This is a genomic window from Limoniibacter endophyticus (genome assembly GCF_014652835.1).
Classification (GTDB): Bacteria; Pseudomonadota; Alphaproteobacteria; order Rhizobiales; family Rhizobiaceae; genus Limoniibacter; species Limoniibacter endophyticus.
Genome location: NZ_BMZO01000009.1, coordinates 162,326 through 180,169, shown reverse-complemented (window position 1 = coordinate 180,169; position 17,844 = coordinate 162,326). Strand labels below are relative to the sequence as shown.

At 55.9% G+C, this 17,844-nt stretch carries 16 protein-coding genes; 13 read left to right on the top strand and 3 right to left on the bottom strand.

The window, feature by feature from the left end; genetic code table 11:
• Nucleotide 1 precedes the first annotated feature (1 nt).
• Genes IE151_RS14110 through IE151_RS14080 form a run of 7 tightly spaced genes read left to right on the top strand, consistent with a single transcriptional unit; the run spans nucleotide 2 to nucleotide 6,440 of the window.
• Complete coding sequence (locus IE151_RS14110; RefSeq protein WP_189491426.1) at nucleotides 2-925, top strand: ABC transporter permease; 924 nt, start codon at nucleotides 2-4, stop codon at nucleotides 923-925.
• Nucleotides 926-927: 2 nt separating this feature from the next.
• Nucleotides 928-1,770, top strand: coding sequence for an ABC transporter permease (locus IE151_RS14105; protein ID WP_189491423.1), 843 nt, complete (start codon nucleotides 928-930; stop codon nucleotides 1,768-1,770).
• A 54-nt stretch (nucleotides 1,771-1,824) separates the two neighbouring features.
• Nucleotides 1,825-2,157, top strand: a complete 333-nt coding sequence (locus IE151_RS17740) for a hypothetical protein (protein ID WP_244636759.1) — start codon at nucleotides 1,825-1,827, stop codon at nucleotides 2,155-2,157.
• Nucleotides 2,154-3,029 carry an SMP-30/gluconolactonase/LRE family protein gene (locus IE151_RS14095; protein WP_189491420.1) on the top strand — a complete coding sequence of 292 codons (876 nt, stop codon included), beginning with the start codon at nucleotides 2,154-2,156 and terminating at the stop codon, nucleotides 3,027-3,029. Before IE151_RS17740 ends, IE151_RS14095 begins: the two co-directional genes overlap by 4 nt.
• A gap of 3 nt (nucleotides 3,030-3,032) precedes the next feature.
• Nucleotides 3,033-3,959, top strand: a complete 927-nt coding sequence (locus tag IE151_RS14090; RefSeq protein WP_189491417.1) for an aldose 1-epimerase — start codon at nucleotides 3,033-3,035, stop codon at nucleotides 3,957-3,959.
• Nucleotides 3,949-5,682, top strand: coding sequence for an L-arabinonate dehydratase (gene araD, locus IE151_RS14085; protein ID WP_189491415.1), 1,734 nt, complete (start codon nucleotides 3,949-3,951; stop codon nucleotides 5,680-5,682). Before IE151_RS14090 ends, araD begins: the two co-directional genes overlap by 11 nt.
• 26 nt (nucleotides 5,683-5,708) lie before the next feature.
• The gene (locus IE151_RS14080; RefSeq protein ID WP_189491412.1) at nucleotides 5,709-6,440 is read left to right on the top strand and encodes a ribonuclease activity regulator RraA; all 732 of its coding nucleotides are present in this window, start codon (nucleotides 5,709-5,711) and stop codon (nucleotides 6,438-6,440) included.
• Between the two features lie 122 nt (nucleotides 6,441-6,562).
• Here IE151_RS14080 and IE151_RS14075 read toward each other — a convergent pair whose 3' ends face one another.
• Both IE151_RS14075 and IE151_RS14070 read right to left on the bottom strand, forming a co-directional pair.
• A complete protein-coding gene (locus IE151_RS14075; RefSeq protein WP_189491409.1) occupies nucleotides 6,563-8,185 on the bottom strand; it encodes an ABC transporter substrate-binding protein in 1,623 nt (540 codons plus the stop codon).
• 31 nt (nucleotides 8,186-8,216) lie between these two features.
• A complete protein-coding gene (locus IE151_RS14070) occupies nucleotides 8,217-10,262 on the bottom strand; it encodes an oxidoreductase (RefSeq protein ID WP_189491576.1) in 2,046 nt (681 codons plus the stop codon).
• 185 nt (nucleotides 10,263-10,447) lie between these two features.
• On the opposite strand from IE151_RS14070, the gene IE151_RS14065 reads away from it, so the two are divergent.
• Complete coding sequence (locus IE151_RS14065; RefSeq protein WP_189491406.1) at nucleotides 10,448-11,368, top strand: LysR substrate-binding domain-containing protein; 921 nt, start codon at nucleotides 10,448-10,450, stop codon at nucleotides 11,366-11,368.
• A gap of 121 nt (nucleotides 11,369-11,489) precedes the next feature.
• On the top strand, nucleotides 11,490-11,759 hold the full coding sequence (locus IE151_RS14060; protein ID WP_189491404.1) for a hypothetical protein: 270 nt from the start codon (nucleotides 11,490-11,492) through the stop codon (nucleotides 11,757-11,759).
• A 43-nt stretch (nucleotides 11,760-11,802) separates the two neighbouring features.
• On the opposite strand, the gene IE151_RS14055 is transcribed toward IE151_RS14060, so the two are convergent.
• A complete protein-coding gene (locus IE151_RS14055) occupies nucleotides 11,803-12,567 on the bottom strand; it encodes an IclR family transcriptional regulator (RefSeq protein WP_189491402.1) in 765 nt (254 codons plus the stop codon).
• Between the two features lie 187 nt (nucleotides 12,568-12,754).
• Between IE151_RS14055 and IE151_RS14050 the strand changes: the two genes are divergently transcribed.
• The 4 genes from IE151_RS14050 to IE151_RS14035 are packed head-to-tail and all read left to right on the top strand — an operon-like array spanning nucleotide 12,755 to nucleotide 17,840.
• Entirely contained in the window at nucleotides 12,755-14,335 is a 1,581-nt protein-coding gene (locus IE151_RS14050) for an ABC transporter substrate-binding protein (protein WP_189491400.1), read from the top strand.
• 55 nt (nucleotides 14,336-14,390) lie between these two features.
• On the top strand, nucleotides 14,391-15,245 hold the full coding sequence (locus tag IE151_RS14045; RefSeq protein WP_189491398.1) for an alpha/beta hydrolase: 855 nt from the start codon (nucleotides 14,391-14,393) through the stop codon (nucleotides 15,243-15,245).
• Nucleotides 15,242-16,852: a gamma-glutamyltransferase gene (gene ggt, locus IE151_RS14040; RefSeq protein ID WP_189491396.1), complete on the top strand. Its 1,611-nt coding sequence runs from the start codon at nucleotides 15,242-15,244 to the stop codon at nucleotides 16,850-16,852. Before IE151_RS14045 ends, ggt begins: the two co-directional genes overlap by 4 nt.
• A gap of 13 nt (nucleotides 16,853-16,865) precedes the next feature.
• A complete protein-coding gene (locus IE151_RS14035; protein WP_189491394.1) occupies nucleotides 16,866-17,840 on the top strand; it encodes an ABC transporter permease in 975 nt (324 codons plus the stop codon).
• The last annotated feature ends 4 nt before the right edge of the window (nucleotides 17,841-17,844 follow it).

Here is a 17,844-nt window from a genome sequence, read left to right as displayed (position 1 = left end):
CATGGCGGAGATCACACAGACTGCAACGATTGTGCGCCAAAAGACCTTGCGGCCGTCGCTGCGGCAGCGCCTTGCCAATCGAGGTATTGACGGCGTGACGTTGATGATTCTGCCTGCACTGCTTTTCGTGCTGGGCGTTTTTGTCTACCCCTTCCTTTATGGCCTGGTTCTGTCCTTCAATCCATTGGAGGGCGATAGCGCTTTCGCGAATTATACGCGCTTCTTCTCCGATCCTTACCTGTACAAGACGATAGGAGCGACGCTCTGGCTGGCAGTGCCGGTGACGATCCTGAGCATCTTGTTTGCGCTGCCGATCGCCATGCGTGTGCGACTGATGCAAAGGCAGCGTCTGCTGACGACGATTTTGGTTCTGCCTGTTACGTTGGGTACGGTTCTGGTGGCGGAGGGGTTGCTCAATTACCTTGGGCCGCAGGGCTGGTTCAATCGAACCTTGATAACCATCGGCTTGATTGATGCGCCCGTTCGTCTCGTCAATAATTATTGGGGCGTGCTCGCATCGCTCATCATTACAGTGTTTCCCTTTACGTTTCTTCTGACCTTATCCTACGTAACGGGGATTGATCCCGCACTGGAGCGTGCGGCAGCGACCCATGGTGCAAATAGCTGGCAACGATTCCGGCATGTCATGTTGCCGCTGCTCGTTCCTGGCCTTGTCGTTGCCGCGTGTCTGACTTTCGTGCAGGCTTTTGCGGTCTTTCCTTCTGCCGTTCTGCTTGGCGCACCGTCTGGTCCTACCCGCGTCATTTCCATCGCGGCGGCACAGGCGGCCTTTGAGCAATATGATGACTCCATGGCTTCGGCGATCGCCATGATCATGGCTGTCGTTCAGTTGTTGGTCGTCACTGCCCTGCTTGGCGTGCGTTCGCTCTTCTACCGCGGCTCGACCGCTGGCGGGAAAGGTTGATCATGATCCGCGATACATCTCCTCTGTCGAAACTCTGGATCGCCGCCGTCTGGCTCGTCACAGGTTTCTTTGTCCTCAATGTCCTCGCAGTCATCATGGCTGTGGTTGTTTCGTCCTTCGGGACACGCTGGCTCGGCACGTGGCTTCCAGATGGTTTCACCACCAACTGGTATGGGGCTGCCTGGGCTGAGTTTCAACTTGATCACGTCCTGCTCGTCACTTTTCAGATCGTGCTGACGGTGGTGGTTCTTTCGGGCTTCCTTGGCGTGACAGCAGCCTATGCCTTTGCCCGTCGCGATTTCCCGGGCAAGAAACTCGTGCTTCTGATTTTCCTTCTGCCCTTGCTGGTGCCACCGATCACGTTCGGCATTCCGCTTGCAACCGTGCTCTACAAGGCGGGTGTCGGGGGAACATTCTGGGGCGTCGTCATGGCTAATCTCGTGCCGACGGTTCCGTTTGTCATTCTGGTCATGATTCCGTTTATCGAGCAGATCGACCCGAAGATCGAGGCCGCAGCACGCGTTTTCGGGGCGGGGACCTTCAAACTTTTCTATCACGTGCTTCTACCGATGCTCCTTCCCGGTATTCTCGCGGCGATGCTTCTGGTTCTGGTGCGGACGGTTGCGATGTTCGAACTGACCTTCCTCACGGCCGGGCCGACCAGTCAGACGCTGGTCGTCGCGCTCTACTACTCGGTATTTGCCGCCGGCGTACGCTCGGTCCAGGCGATTGATGCGATGGCCGTGATCTACATGGTGACATCATTGATCTGGCTGCTGGTTGCGTTGCGCTTCGTCAACCCGACGCAAATCGTGGCGCGCGGTCGCCGGGCTCAAACGCACTAGATCTTCATTGAGGCGGGCTTGCCCGCCTCGTTCCTCTTTTCCCTCTGGTTCGCCATGAAAATCACTGAAGTCGAAACTATCCAGCTTCCGTATCTTAACAATATTCCGTGGGTGCGGGCTCGCACCCACGACAGGATCGTCGGGCTGGGTGAAGCGTTCTGCGGGGCAAACGCGGTCGCCGCCTATATTCATAGCGATTTGGCACCACGGCGCGTCGGACTTGACCCGCTGGAGCCCGGTATTCCCGTCTGCGCCAGCGAGACGCTGGCGACGCGCTCACAGTTTCTCGATGTGCTGAAAACCGACGCTACTGATTATGTCATGCTCGAAATTTCCTGGTGTGGCGACCACCCCGACGCCGTTCGTCCTAGCACGAGGGCGACATGATAGGACCATTCACATGTATCGCCGATCTGCGGGCGGAGATTCTCGAATCGCCGGTCTGGGATGCTCACCGCTCGGTGCTTTTCGTCTGCAGCATAACTGGTCGTGAGATCCTGGAAATTGATCTCGATCGCGGAGTGCGTCGCCGATGGAATTTCGAACAGGATGTCGCATCCCTGGGTCTTTGCGAATCCGGTAGTCTGGTTGTCGCCTTGGCGCGACAGGTCATTCTCTTCGATCCTGAGACGACAGAGCGACGGGTTCTTTGGGACAGCTATGATGGACCGGAAGAATCGCGTCTCAATGATGGTAAGGTCGGACCCGATGGCGCCTTCTGGGTCGGCAGCATGGATAGCCGCAAGGGCTTCGAAACCAGTGTTCTCTACCGTATAGATAGCTCCGGGACTGCGGTGAGAATGCAAAGCGGGTTGATGACCTCCAACGGCTTGGCGTGGTCGCTCGATGCTAAGACCATGTTCCATTCGGATTCGCGCGGCGAATGGTTGGATCGTTATGATTTCGAACCCTCATCAGGAGCGATGTCGAACCGTACCTGCATCGCGCATCTGGACGATCTCGCCGGCCGTCCAGATGGCGGTGCATGCGATGTCGAGAACTATTACTGGAGCGCGGGGGTGTCTGCGGGCGTCATCAACAGGTTCAGTTTCGACGGCCGCATCGTCGAAAAACTGCAGGCGCCGGTTCCTGCGCCTACAATGCCCTGCTTCTGTGGACCGGATCTTGATCATATTGCCATCACCTCGCACCGTTTTCTCTCTTCCGAAACATTGGCTGCGGCGCCGCAATCGGGCGGCGTTTTTTTAGCCAAGTCTAAGGCAAGGGGCGTGCCAGTCGCGCGGATGCGGGAGGGCTGATCAATGTTGGCATCGAGTGCGGAGTTTCTTCTGAAGGGTGGTGGCTACAGCCTTGCGATCAACCCTTCCCAAGGAGGGTGGATCACCGCACTGGACTGGGAGTGCCCGGAAGGCGCGAAGGTCAATGTGCTGGAGCCCGCCAAATCTGGTGCGCCTCCCTTCAAAGCCGGCTGCTTTCCGATGCTGCCCTTCACCAATCGCATTGCCGACGGGCGCTTTATGTTCGCCGGACACATTCATGCTATGCCTGTCAATCGAGCTGAGGAACATGTAGCCATCCATGGCCACGGTCGCGATCATCCCTGGACGGTTCTTCGCCTGAGCGACGCTGAGATCGTTCTCGAGCAGCTCTTCGATCACGCTGCAAGCCCTTACGTTTATCGCGCCGCGCAGTCGATCTCGCTAGGCGAAGGCGGCGTTCAGATAGAAATTTCCGTCCAGAATTCAGGCAGTAAGCCCCTGCCTTTTGGTGTCGGGCTACATCCTTGGTTTACAAGTACGGCTCGCTCCAGCCTCACTTTCTCAGCCGAAGGAACGTTCGAGAAGGATGAGCGCGGCCTTCCCAGGGGCGAGCTCAAGCCGCAAGGCCGTTTTGCAGGGCCGGAAGAGCGCATTGCAGATCATGCAGGTTTCGATGGCTGTTTCATGAATTGGCATGAAGGCCGCGCGACGATTTTCCTGCCTGAGATGGAAACGAGGGTGGATATCGAGGCTGGCGGGGATTTTTGCCATTTGCATGTGTACGTCCCTGTCGGTCGCGATGTCGTCTGTGTAGAGCCGGTCAGCCATCTTCCTGACGCCATCAACCGCCCAGGGCTTGGTTCTGGAGCGATGATGCGTGTGCTGTTTCCCGGTCAAAGCCTGGCAGGGACAATGCACATCAGCGCAAGCTTTCTACGAAAATGCGAGGCAGACAAGAATGAAGCGTAAGAACTATCAAGACCTGCGATCTGCACGGTGGATGGTGCCCGACGATCAACGCTCGTTTGGCCATCGATCGCGCACCATGCAGATGGGCTATGATCCTGCCGACTGGGAGGGAAAGCCCATCATCGCGGTCATCAATACATGGTCGGACGCGCAGCCGTGCCACATGCATTTCAAGGATCGCGTCGAGTGGGTGAAGCGCGGCATCTTGCAGGCGGGAGGCTTTCCTATGGAGCTGCCTGCATTGTCGCTCTCGGAGAACTTCGTCAAGCCGACGACGATGCTCTACCGCAATATGCTGGCGATGGAGACTGAAGAACTGTTGCGCAGCCACCCGATCGACGGCGCCGTGTTGATGGGCGGATGCGATAAAACCACGCCCGGCCTCGTCATGGGCGCAATCAGTATGGGCATTCCGTTCATTTTCCTTCCGGCGGGGCCAATGTTGCGCGGCAATTACGCTGGGAAGTATCTCGGCTCCGGTACGGACGGGTTCAAATACTGGGACGAACGTCGCGCCGGCACCATCTCCAAGGAGGAATGGCAAGGCATTGAGGGTGGCATTGCGCGCTCTTATGGGCACTGCATGACTATGGGCACCGCCAGCACCATGACAGCCATTGCAGAAGCCATGGGGCTCACCCTGCCAGGTGCATCGTCAATCCCCGCAGCAGATGCAAGTCATAAGCGGATGTCTACACAGTGCGGCCGGCGCGCCGTCGAGATGGTCTGGGAAGATCTGACTCCCGCAAAGATCATAACTCCTGCCGCAGTACGCAACGCCGTTACCGTTGCAATGGCAACAGGTTGTTCGACCAATGCCATCATCCATCTCATCGCCATGGCGCGGCGCGCAGGTGTTCCTCTTGAGCTGGACGACCTTGATCAAGTGGGGCGCACGACACCCGTCATCGCCAATATTCGTCCATCCGGCTCTACGTATCTGATGGAAGATTTCTATTACGCGGGGGGACTGCGCGCCTTGATGAAGCAGCTCGGTGACAAGCTGGATGAAGGTGCAATAACGGTGAGCGGCAAGCCGCTGACCGATGGTCTCGACCTGGCCAAGATATGGAATGACGATGTTATTCGCCCACTGTCCAATCCGGTCTATCATGAAGGGTCGCTTGCAGTTCTGAAGGGCAATCTCTGTCCTGATGGCGCCGTGGTAAAGCCAGCTGCCTGCGATCCCGCTTTCCACCGGCACCGCGGCCCGGCTTTGGTTGCCGACAGCTATGCTGAACTCAAGACGATCATCGACGATCCAGACTATCCACTTACGCCCGAGACGGTTCTGGTCCTGCGCAATGCCGGTCCTCAAGGGGGGCCAGGGATGCCCGAGTGGGGCATGATCCCGATGCCCAAGGCACTTCTCAAGCTGGGCTTGCGGGATATGGTACGTATTTCCGATGCGCGCATGTCCGGCACTTCCTTTGGAGCCTGCGTCCTGCATGTGGCTCCAGAGGCCTATGTCGGAGGACCGCTCGCCCTGCTTCGCACGGGCGATATCGTGGAACTCGACATACCCGCACGCGCTCTGAACATGCTCGTCGATGACGAGGAACTAAGCCGGCGCAGGGCAATGTGGCAGGAACCCGCTCCGCGTTACGAGCGCGGATATGGCTATGTTTTCTCCAAACATGTTGAGCAGGCCGACAAGGGGTGTGATTTCGATTTTCTGCGTACGGAGTTTGGTCGGCCGGTCGACGAGCCTGCCATAAATTGATCCTTCTGATAACCTTGCGAGGAACCATGACCGCGACCGTTCTTACCGATGAAACCCGCTCGAAATATCAGCGCATCTCCACAGCTTCCGTGGCGACAGCGCTCTATAAGCGAGGTTTGCGAAATCAGTTCATCCAGAACGTCGTTCCTGTGCAGTGGAAGGGACGAAACATGGTTGGGCAGGCCTTTACCCTGCGTTATATTCCGGCGCGGGAAGACCGCAACCCGATCACGGCTTTTCACAATGCCGACCATCCGCAGCGAGTCGCGGTAGAACAGTGTCCGCCGGATCATGTTCTGGTCATGGACAGCCGCAAGGACGCACGAGCAGCCTCTGCCGGCTCCATTCTGGTTACGCGCCTTTCGGTCAGAGGATGCGCAGGCATTGTTACCGATGGTGGCTTCCGTGATGCAGAGGGTATTGCTGCGCTTGATATGCCGGCCTATTTCCAGAAACCGTCCGCGCCCACGAACCTGACGCTTCACGAGGCGCTGGATCTGAACGTTCCGATCTCCTGCGGGGATGTTGCTGTCTTTCCGGGCGATCTAATGCTCGGCGATGGAGATGGTGTCATGGTCATTCCGCGGTACCTGGTTGAGGAGATCGCCGAGGAATGCGTGGAAATGGAAAACTATGAGGCCTTCGTGCTTGAGCAGGTGCTGGAAGGTCAGCAAGTGATCGGCCTCTATCCTCCGACGAATGACGCAGCGATCGCGCTCTACAGGAGTTGGAAAGAGAGAGCGGCTTTGCCACGTTGAAGGTGCCATTTCGTCTCATCTGGAATTGTAGACGTCTCACCGAGTAATTCGGCCAGAGGCGGCTGCTCGCGTATCAGGTAACAAAGGCCGGGTGCCGCAGGGGCGCCCGGCCTTCAGTTCCATCAAGCCTCTTCAAGCCAGACGTATTCGGCAAAAGAATTGCCCATCAGATTGCCGCTTGGCAGCGGATGGATGCCCTTCAATTTGGAATTGTAGGCATCAAGTCCATCATAGAATGTCGGGATGATCGTACCTGCCTCGGCACTGACCATGCCCTGCAGCTCACTGTAGATTTCCATACGCTTTGCATCATCGGTAATGCCGCGCGCCTCAGTCAGCATAGCGTCGAACTTTTCGTTCTTGAACTGGCTCTCATTCCAGGCTGCATCCGACTTGTAGAACTGTGAGAACATCGCGTCGGGGGTGGGGCGCGGATTGATGTTGCCGAAGCAGATTGGCGCTTTCAACCAATAATTCGACCAATAGCCGTCAGCCGGAACACGCTGGACGTCGAGATTGAGGCCGATCTGGCTTGCGGCCTGCTGCAGCACCATGGCGATCTCTACCGATTGCTGGGCGGCAGGAGAGGCGACGATGGGAATCGTCTTGCCGATCAGGCCGGCTTCGGTAAGCAATCCTTTCGCCTTTTCAGGGTCGTAAGCGGTCGGCGCCAGGTCCTTGCGATAGAAGCGGTTGGACGGGGGGATGGGTTGATCGTTGCCGATCTGGGCAAAGCCACGGAACACCGCCTGCTTGACGAGATCGCGATTGACCAGATGCTTCATCGCCTGCACGAACTTGATATTGGTCCCGGGCTCCTGATCGAGGCGGATGATCAGGTTGGTATATTGACCTGCCACCGTGCGAAGGAGCTGGTGGCCCGCGTCGGTCACCTGCGTGGCTGCACGTGGATTGACGTTGGCGATAATGTCTACGTCTCCTGCAAGAAGCGCATTGACGCGTGCCGTTTCCTCCTGAATCGCAAAAATTTCGATTTGCTCGACGTAAGGGCCGCTACCTTCTTTCCAGTAGTTTTCGTTGGCGCTCATTACCGAGCGCGTACCGGGGCTGAACTCGATGATCTTGAAGGCTCCGGTTCCAATGCCCTTGTTAAAATTATCGGTGGCATTTTTGACAATCAGGAAAGCGGGCGTTCCCATCAGGGCAGGAAAATCGGCATTTGCACCAGTCAGCTCGACTGCGACTTCATAGTCTCCCGTTTTTGTAACGCTCGCGATCTGAGCGGCGATTGCCTTGGCGCTCGAGGCGGTCGCAGGGTCTTTGTGACGATTGAGCGTGAAGACGACGTCGTCTGCGCCGAAAGCCGAACCGTCGTGGAAAGTCACGTTCTTGCGCAGCTTGATGATCCAACGCTTTGCATCGTCTGTTTCAAGCGCTTCCGCTAATTCCATCTGCGGTGTCAGCGTGTCGTCCAGACGGGTCAAGCCGTTATAGATGCTGTTGACGCGGATGTAGTCGATATTGAAGATCGCACGGGCTGGATCGAGCGTGTCGGCGGTGCTGCTGGCATAGGTGGCGACACGGATTTTGCCACCCTTTTTCGGCGTCTGCGCAAATGCCTTGGTCGCATCCGTGGCGATATAGCCTGCCAGTGTCGTCGCCATGCCGGCGGCAAGAAGCATCTTCATGACATCGCGACGTGAGGCACCTGAACGCAGATCGCGATCGAGCTTTGCTTTTTCGGATGCACTCAGCTTTTCATAACCAATTTCGATTTTCGACATGTCCTTGTTCTCCCATTTTTTACTTATCGTCTCAGAGATTGGAGCAGAGGCGAAACGCGTCCTGTATCGCTGAATAGATGTCGCGGCTGGCAACCGCATCGCCAATGCGGTGAATTTCGAAACTGCCTTCCGCCCGGAGCGCGTCCTCGTCCTGCTCGAAGCGGAGATCGAAGTTGGATTCGCCACGATTGGCGGAGCGATCCCGCAAAGCCGAAAAGATCTCGTCCATAGGAACCGTGCCGTTGTCTATGACGATCTGGGAAGCATGTTGCGTTGTAATTTCCCCGGTAAGTTCGTTTTGGAAGCTGGCCAGCAACGCGCTGCCGTCTCGCTCCACTTTGATAAGCCGGACATCTACGGTGCGTGGAATGGCAAGTTCGGCAAATTTTTTGCGAAAGCCCGACTTGTCCGTATATGACATCTCGAATGCCAGCATTTCATCGAGCATCGCGTAGCGAATCTTCTTGCCCCTGGCGATCAGTTCCAGGGCGCAGGAAGCAGCAGCTTGGCGGCCCGTTCCATCATAGATCAAGATCTCGTCGGCAGCAGGGACGGACGCAGTCAGAACATCCCAGACGCTGGTGCAAAGCTCTCCGCCTTCGATGAAATCCGTGTCGGGAATGCCTCCGGTCGCGACGATGATGGCGTTGGGATTTTCAGTCATGATATCGTTCTCGTCGGCATAGTTGTTGAGACGAATATCGACACCCAGACGCTGCAATTCCTCGACCCGCCAATCCACGATGCCGAGGAGGTCCCGACGCTCATGTGCGGCGGTAGCTATGCGGATCTGTCCGCCCAATTCCGATGCCGCTTCAAATAGGATAACCTGGTGACCGCGTTCCGCGCATACCCGTGCGGCCTCCAGTCCGCCTGGGCCACCGCCGACGATGACAATCTTTCGAGCGACTTTCGCTTTGGCGATTTCGTGCGGCAGGACGGTTTCGCGACCACTTGACGGATTGTGAACGCAATGCACCTTTTTATAGAGGCAATAGGAGGCTCCGACACAGGGGCGGATACGTTCTTCCTCGCCGCGTATGATCTTGTTGACGATCTGCGGATCGGCAATATGGGCTCGGGTCATTCCGATCAGATCAACAATATTCTCGCGAATGGCATGACGCGCCGTGGCTACATCGCGAACGGCTGCTGCGTGGATCAACGGAAGCTTGACCTCTCCTCGGAACGCTTCGACCTCTTTCAGAAATGGCGCGCTCTTCTGGAAGAGGCCTGGCATATTGTGTTCAGATAGCAGGAGATCGGAATCCATGCGCCCGTAGATGCTATTGAAGAAATCCAGATGCCCCTCTGCCTCGAAGATGCGTGCGATTTCGGCACAGTCTTCTGCGCTAAGACCTCCATTGCCGCCTTCGTCCATGAGGAGGCGTATGCCGACAATGAAATCATCACCCACCGCCTTGCGGATCGCCTCGTGCACCATCAGTCCGAAGCGAGCCCTGTTGCGGATCGAGCCGCCGAAATCATCGGTACGGGTATTGGTCAGCGGAGAAAGAAACTGGCCGATGAGGTGGCCGCCGGTGACGGTCTCCACCCCATCCAGGCCCGCGTCGCGACAGCGTCGCGCTGCGTCGGCGTAATCCGCGACAATGCGCCGGATATCGTACTCGTCCATTTCTCGAGGAAAGTTGCGATTGCGCGTCTCACGGATGCGGGAGGGCGCCACGACGGGCAGCCAAGTGCTGGAATAGGCGGTGGCACGGCGACCGAGGTGCGAGACTTGCGACATGATCGCGCAGCCGTGTTTGTGAATACGCTCGGCCATGGCGGTCAGGTGCGGGACAATGGTGTCCGAACTGAGATCGAGTTGCCCTCCACCCCAACTGGAATCGCGCGAAGACATGGCCGAACCGCCTATCATCGTCATGGCTATGCCGCCCTTGGCCTTCTCCTCGTGATAACGCTGGTAGCGTTCGAGTGGCATGCCGCCATCATCCATCATCGAAGCATGGCTGGTGCTGATGACGCGGTTCTTCAGCGTTAGATGCTTCAGTTGAAAGGGCTGTAGCAAGGGATCACGGCTGGCGGTGGCTTGCGGGCGATCGGTCATGGGCATGACGTTCACGGAAAATGCTCCACTGTGAATAGTTGGGCGCGTCCTTTCCGTCATTCGCAGGTCTTATAGATCAGTGCCGTCTGTTCGGGTGCAGGTCCGGAAAGGAGCTTGCCTGAGACCATACTCGGCTGAACATAGATTATTTTGTAGCTTCAAAAAACGCACGCTTGTTATAGGCTCAGCGTATGGCAAACCTCTCGCGCTCCATTCCTTCCCCGCGTGCACTTCTTGTCTTCGAGGCAGCGGCACGTCACGGCAGCTTCACGGCAGCAGCGGTCGAGTTCAACGTGACGCAGCCGTCCGTCAGTCGCAGCATCGCGCAGTTGGAGGAAGAGCTTGGATTCAGGCTTTTCGAACGCCATTCAAAGGGACTGACCGTTACGCGTGAAGGGCAGCGGCTTTTCAACTCCGTGCAGGAAAGTATGACGGCCGTTAGCGAGACCATCAAAAGCATTCGCAAAAACGCCGGAAAACGTTCTGTGACGATGTCGATGTCGAGCTCTTTCGCGACGCATTGGCTCATCCCCAGACTGGGTGATTTCAATGAGGCGTTTCCAAACATAGATCTTCGCTTCGAGCTTGTTTCTGGAGTCATGCGAGAGGTTACCGGCGATGTCGATATTGCCACCCGCATCGTTGAGGATGACGATCCGCGCTATGAGATTTGGGACTTCGCGCCAGAGATCATTGTTCCGGTTTGCAGTCCCCAATATCTGGCGCGTCATGGATCGATTGACGAGACGGACAATCTTTCACAACAAGTCTTTCTGCATCTGACGGATCACAAACGAGACCAGTGGAAGCCTTTCCTTGGTAAGACAATTCTGGAGACGGCGGAGATAGGAACATGGAACCAGTTCTCGGACTACGCAGTCATTTTGCAGGCGGCCACACAGGGTAAGGGCGTTGCCCTGGGATGGATCAGCGTTATCGCAAGCGCGCTGAACGACAGGACGCTTGTCCTTTCCTCGAATAAGCGGAAGATCACCGGCCGAACCCATCGTCTGATCATCCCCAAGAACAGAACTGTTCCCCAGGGAACCCGGGATATTTGCGACTGGTTTCAGTATGAGATGTCTTCTGATTTGAAGAAGCTGAGCGTTTAGTCTGTGATCAATCCGCACTGGTGCGAAACCGCTATATCGAACAGTTTCAGTTTCAGCTTTAAGAGGCGAGACTGTATGAAGAATTGAGCAAGGCGCAGTGCAAAGCGCATGAAATCATAATATGGGAGAAGAAGCCATGGCTTATGTAACTGCGGAAATCCGTGCATCCAAAGTATATCATGGATATGACGAGGCCAGACGGCCCATTATCGACGACCTCCCGAGCAGTGAATTTGTGGAGAAGATGATAAAGATATCACGGATTTTATCTGTGACAGAGAATTATATTTTTATTGAATGCCCTCACAACACCGTGCAGACTTGGGAATACAAAGGTACGCTGGACGAATTCAGGATCAAGATGCGGCAGGCGGGTATCTCCGTGGAATAAAGACACCGCATGGGCTTTGTCCGCGCATCCCGTGGCAAAGTAGCTACCAGCCCAAGCCAGCGGAAATCTTTGCCGCGGCATCTTTCAGAAGGGCAGTGTATCGTCTGACATCGCTGGGCTGGGTGCGGAAGGCGGGTGCTGCCACGTTGATGGCTGCGATGACGGATCCATCGAACGCCTGTACGGGTACAGACACAGAGACGAGTTGCTCGCTCACCTCGCCATAGCTTACGCAAACCCCATTTTTGCGAATGTTGTCCAGTTCAGCGAGCAGCTTTGTGCGGTCGGTAATTGTTCGACTTGTGAATCTGGGCAGCACCTCCGGGATCAATTGCTGGCGTATCTGCGGTTTCAGGAAAGCGAGTAACACCTTGTATGATCCGGCTGAAATAGGCCGTCGTCGACCGATCGTGGCTTGTACGCGCAAATCACGCATTGGCTCAAATTTGGCGATACAGAGCGATTCGCCATTATCGATGATGCGCAACTGCGTCGTTTCGTTGGTTTTGCGCCCCACCTCCTCAAGAATCGGGTTGGCAACGCGCACCAGGTCCACCTGTGTGGAAGCCGCCGTGCCCAGAACAATGGCCGTGTTGCCGAGACGGTAAGTGCCCTTAGCGCTTTTCCTGACCAATCCCCGGTGTTCCAGTGTGCGTAACATACGTAAGATTCTTGGTTTGGTCTCGTTTATATCTCGCGCGATTTCAGATAGCCGGATATCGGGATGTTTTGCCACGTTCAGCAAGACATCAATGCATACATCAACTGATTGAATTATATCTTTTTTATTGTCCTCAACTGTCCGCACGATCGTATCGTTCCTCCTCTGGATATTATACGGAAATTACGTTCTTTGGAGAGTTACGTCTAGTGTAACATTTCAGATTTTTGTTTGACAGAGGTAATGGACGAGACATACCGTCTGATGAAAGCGGAGATTAATTCGATCTTAAAAACTCGACAGAGATCGAGAAAATTCCAAATGGGAGTGGAGAATGGGAAATAAAATTCTACAGCGTGTAGCAGTTCTGCTGCTTGCCACGATTGCGGTTCCAGCCTCATCATTGGCGCAGGACACACCCCTCGTTATAGGCATGTCGACCACGCCGACGACGCTCGATCCGCATGAAGACAGTTCGGCGGTTCAGAGCGCGACCTCGCGTCACATCTGGGACAGCCTGATAAACCTGACCGCGACTTCCGGTAGCGCACCGGAATTGGCGACGGAATGGAAGAATGTCGATGCAACCCATTGGGAATTCAAACTCAGAGAAGGCGTCAAGTTTCACGATGGCAGCGATTTCAATGCAGATGACGTGGTTGCGTCTCTCCTGCGAGCTCGAGACAAGCCCAGCCAGGGTTTCGCGTCCTATACCCGAAACATCGCAAACGTAACGGCGAAGGATCCCTACACGGTCGTTGTCGAAACCAGAACGCCCGACCCACTGATACTGAATTCGCTCAGCCGCATTCGCATTATCAGCGCGGACTGCAAGGATGCATCCGTTCAGGAATTTGACAGTGGTAAGTGTGCCGTCGGTACGGGGGCGTATTCATTCGACTCATATTCCCCGGGCAGCAATCTCACATTGAAGCGCAACGATAATTATTTCCCCGGGGCGTCTCACTGGTCAAACGTTACCCTGCGCTTCCTGCCTGATGACGGCGCGCGGTTGGCTTCCCTGCTTTCGAATGAGATCGATATCATCGAAGCACTGCCGGCAGATGGCATGTCCCGCGTCGAAGGAAATGACAAGCTTCAGATCATCAATGGTCAATCGTCGCGCCTCGTTTACATGGGGGTTGACGTTGGCCGGGATGTATCTCCGTTCGTAAAGGCGGCTGATGGCTCTGCGCTTGAGAAAAATCCTCTCAAAGATATGAAAGTGCGCAAAGCGCTGCTGATGTCGATCAATCGCCCGGCTATCGTCGATCGCGTCATGCAGAAGAACGGTACCGTTGCAGATCAGTTTGTTGCGGAAGGCTATGCAGGCCATTCTGATCAGGTTGAAAACGTCGCTTATGATCCAGAAGCAGCGAAGGCACTTCTCGCTGAAGCGGGTTATCCGGACGGTTTCAGCCTGACGCTTCACGGACCTTCGGGGCGCTATGTTAAGGACGCCGAAGTATTGCAGGCTGTTGGCCAGATGTTCACGCGTATCGGCATTAAGACGCGTGTCGAGGTAATGCCATGGTCGATGTATTCCGAAAACTACTCGAAAGGCACTTACAGCACCTATCTCGGCTCATGGGGTGTGAACACTGGCGAGACCACCAATCCTGCCGTTGCCGTTGTCGCTTCGCGTGACGAGGAAAAAGGCACGGGGCGCTACAATGGTGGCGGCGTTTCCGATCCGAAGATTGATGAAATTCTGGCCAAGGCAAGCTCCACGCTGGACGAAGCCGAAAGGTTGCCTCTGTTGCAGGAGCTTTCGACGCAGACATTCAACAATCTCTGGATATTGCCGTTGCACTACGAGAACGTCGTTCTCGGTGCCAAGAAAAGCGTCACCTACACTCCACGCGGTGACAAATATACCCTCGCTTATGAGGTAAAGCCCGCAAGCTCCAACTAAATTGCGGCATTCGGGGCTGCATTGATGCAGCCCCTCTGACTTCCAGGAGAGAATTATGCAGGAACTCGGTTCGGGCGAGGCCATCGCTCGGGCGCAGGCCGTCTATGATTACGGCCAGACCGCCATATTCGCATCAAGCGTCGACCCCAGACTGCACATGGTGCTGTACGTGCCACCAACCGCCGCTGATGGGCGCAAGTTGGATCTGCTCGTTGCCGTTCACGGAACCGGGAGGACGTCGGCGATCGATTTCCGCGACGGGTTCGCAGAATTCGGTCTCTATAATGATTGTGCGATCCTATGTCCGATCTTCCCTGTGAACGTTCTTGGTGACGGCGCTCGATCAGGATATAAATTCCTTCAAGAAGGCGACATTCGTTACGACCAGGTTGTGCTCTCGATGGTCGAGGAGATGGCGCAAAAATACCACCAGGACTGGTCGCTTTTCGCCATGTTCGGTTTCTCCGGCGGCGGCCATTTCACGCATCGTTTCGCCATTCTTCATCCAGAAAAACTTTGGGCAGCGTCAATCGGTGCTCCAGGATCCGTGACATTGCTCGATCCCACGCGCGATTGGTGGGTCGGAGTTCGTGATCTCGAACAGCGTTTCGGCAAAGCGTTTCAACCTGATGAACTCGCCAAGGTTCCGGTGCACATGGTCGTCGGCGATGCCGACCTTGAGACCTGGGAGATCACTCACAAGCCTGGCGGGCGATATTATATGGAGGGGGCAAATGACGCTGGAATAAATCGGCCTGCACGTCTGGAAGCCCTAGCGAAGTCTTTTCGCGAGGCAGGTGTCAAAGTCACGTTCGACCGGGTTCCAGGCGTATCCCATGACCGCATCAAGGTTCTCGGTCACGTTAAGTCCTTCCTCTCCAAAGTCCTGCAGGAGCGTCGCTCAAAATGAAGAATGCCACTATTGTCGCTCCGCAGCCTGAGGCGGTTGAGGCTGGAGCCGAAGTTCTGGAACGTGGCGGAAATGCCGTTGATGCGGCGCTGGCGTGCGCCTTCGTGCAAGGAGTCGTCGATCCCCAGATGGCTGGTATTGGCGGTTTCGGCTCAATGCACGTCTATATGCCGAAAAAGGGGATACACGAGGTTCTCGAGTTCTATGCCCGCGCGTCGTTCAAGGCGACTCCGGACATGTGGGTTGACAAGATCAAGCATCAAAGCCGCGACGGTTTCGGTTATGTGCTGGAAGGCAATGTCTCCGATATCGGGTACGGGGCCGTCTGCACGCCGGGTTCGCTGAAAGGCTACGAAACCGCCTTGCGCGATTACGGTACTTTTGACTGGGCAGATTTGATCGCGCCTGCGATACGTTATGCGCGCGAAGGCTTCCTGATCAGGAACCACATGCACTGGTACTGGACAAAGGACCAGTCTACCGACGGCTTTGCCAATACGATCGACAAGCTTCGTTTCTCGAAGACGGGGAGGGAGGTTTATTTCCACCCGGACGGCTCGATCCGAAATGTCGGGGAATTGCTCATCAACAAAGACATGGCGGCCACCCTTGAACGCATCGCGAGAAGCGGCGGCTCGGATATCTTCTATTACGGCGACCTTGCCGACGAAATCGCAGCAGATTTCCAGGCCAATGGCGGCTTGATTAGCAAGGATGATCTTGCGCGATTCGAGCTTTCGAAAGCACAGCCGATCTGGGGCGAATATCGTGGGCACCGGATTGCTTCGTCGCCTGCCCCGGGATCAGGCTTTCCGATGCTGGAATTGCTGCATATCATGGAAGAGTTCGATGTACCCGCCATGAGGCATGGCAGCGCCGAACATGTCCGAATCCTTTTTGAAGCCATGAAGCGCATGACCATCGACAAGGATGCCCATATGGGCGATCCGGCCTATGTGGATGTTCCCTTCGAAAACTTGTTGACGCGCGAGCATGCGGCCATGCACGCCGCGTCGATACGCGCGGGGGAGCGTGCAAACGTATCGCGACTGGACAAGTCGCAGCGAGATACGACCCATATTTCCGTCATCGACAAGGAAGGCAATGCGGTCGCAATGACGCATACGCTGGGTAGCCCGTCGGGTGCGATCACGGATGGTCTCGGCTTCATGTATAATGGCACGATGAGCCGCTTCAATCCCGTCCCTGGCCAGCCAGGCTCCATCGCACCCGGTAAAAGGCGTCCAAGTTCTGCTGCCCCGACGATCGTCTTTACGGACGACAAGCCGTCGGTCGTCATCGGTGCGCCCGGAGGCAGCTATATCGCCCCGTCGGTGGCGCAATGTCTCATGAACATGATCGATTTCAATATGCCGGTTCTGGAAGCTGTTGCGGCGCCTCGCATCATGGGTGTTTCCAACAGGCTGGACATCTGCAATCGCATCAAGCGATCTGTTGAGAATGAGCTGCGTGAACAGGGGTATGATGTTGCTCGTTCCGCCCAGACCTATGCCTTCGCCGCAGTGCATGCCATCAAGATTGAGGCAGGTGTCTCATCCGGGGCAGCCGATCCTCAACGCGATGGCGTGGCGATCTCCGTCAACTAGGGAGTAGAGGCTTATGGTCACGTCCATCATCAGGCGCTTGCTGCAAGCATTGTTCGTCGTCATCGCGATGACGGTCATCGTATTCATCGGCGTCAGTGTCATTGGCAACCCGGTGGATATTCTGATCAATCCGGATGCAAACCAGGCCGAGCGTGCGCGCGTCATTGCCTATTATGGCCTCGATCAGCCATTGTGGAAGCAGTATTTCCTGTTTCTGCAAGGTCTCCTGCACGGCAATTTTGGTGATAGTTTCGTCTATGGCAGACCAGCATTGGGATTAATCCTGGAACGGCTGCCGGCGACGCTCGAACTGGCAATCACGGCGCTCGGCATAGCTATCGTCGTTGGTCTGCCTCTCGGTCTTTATGCCGGTCTCTATCCGAATCGCGCCTCGTCGCGCTTGATCATGACGGGATCGATCCTCGGCTTTTCGCTTCCGACATTCTGGGTCGGATTGATGCTTATCATGATCTTTTCGGTTGAACTGGGCTGGCTTCCTACCAATGGTCGTGGACCCACACTCGAGTTCCTTGGCGTGCAATGGTCGTTCCTGACGAGTGAGGGACTAAGACACCTTCTTTTGCCAGCCTTCAATCTCGCCTTGTTTAAGACCTCGCTCATCCTGCGTCTGACCCGTGCCGGTGTGCAGGAGGTGTTGCCTCAGGACTACGTGAAGTTTGCGCGCGCAAAAGGGGTACGTGAACGACGGGTTATCGGGGTTCACGTTTTGAAGAACCTGATGATTCCCGTCGTCACTATCATAGGCTTGGAATTCGGTTCGCTGATTGCCTTCTCCGTAGTCACCGAAAGTATCTTCGCCTGGCCCGGCATGGGCAAGCTGATTATCGACTCCATCAACCTCCTCGACCGGCCCGTCATCGTGGCCTACCTGATGATGATGGTGCTGCTGTTCGTCATCCTCAATTTCGTGATCGACGTCTGCTACACCATTCTGGACCCGCGTGTCCGGCTCGACTCAAAGGCATAGACCC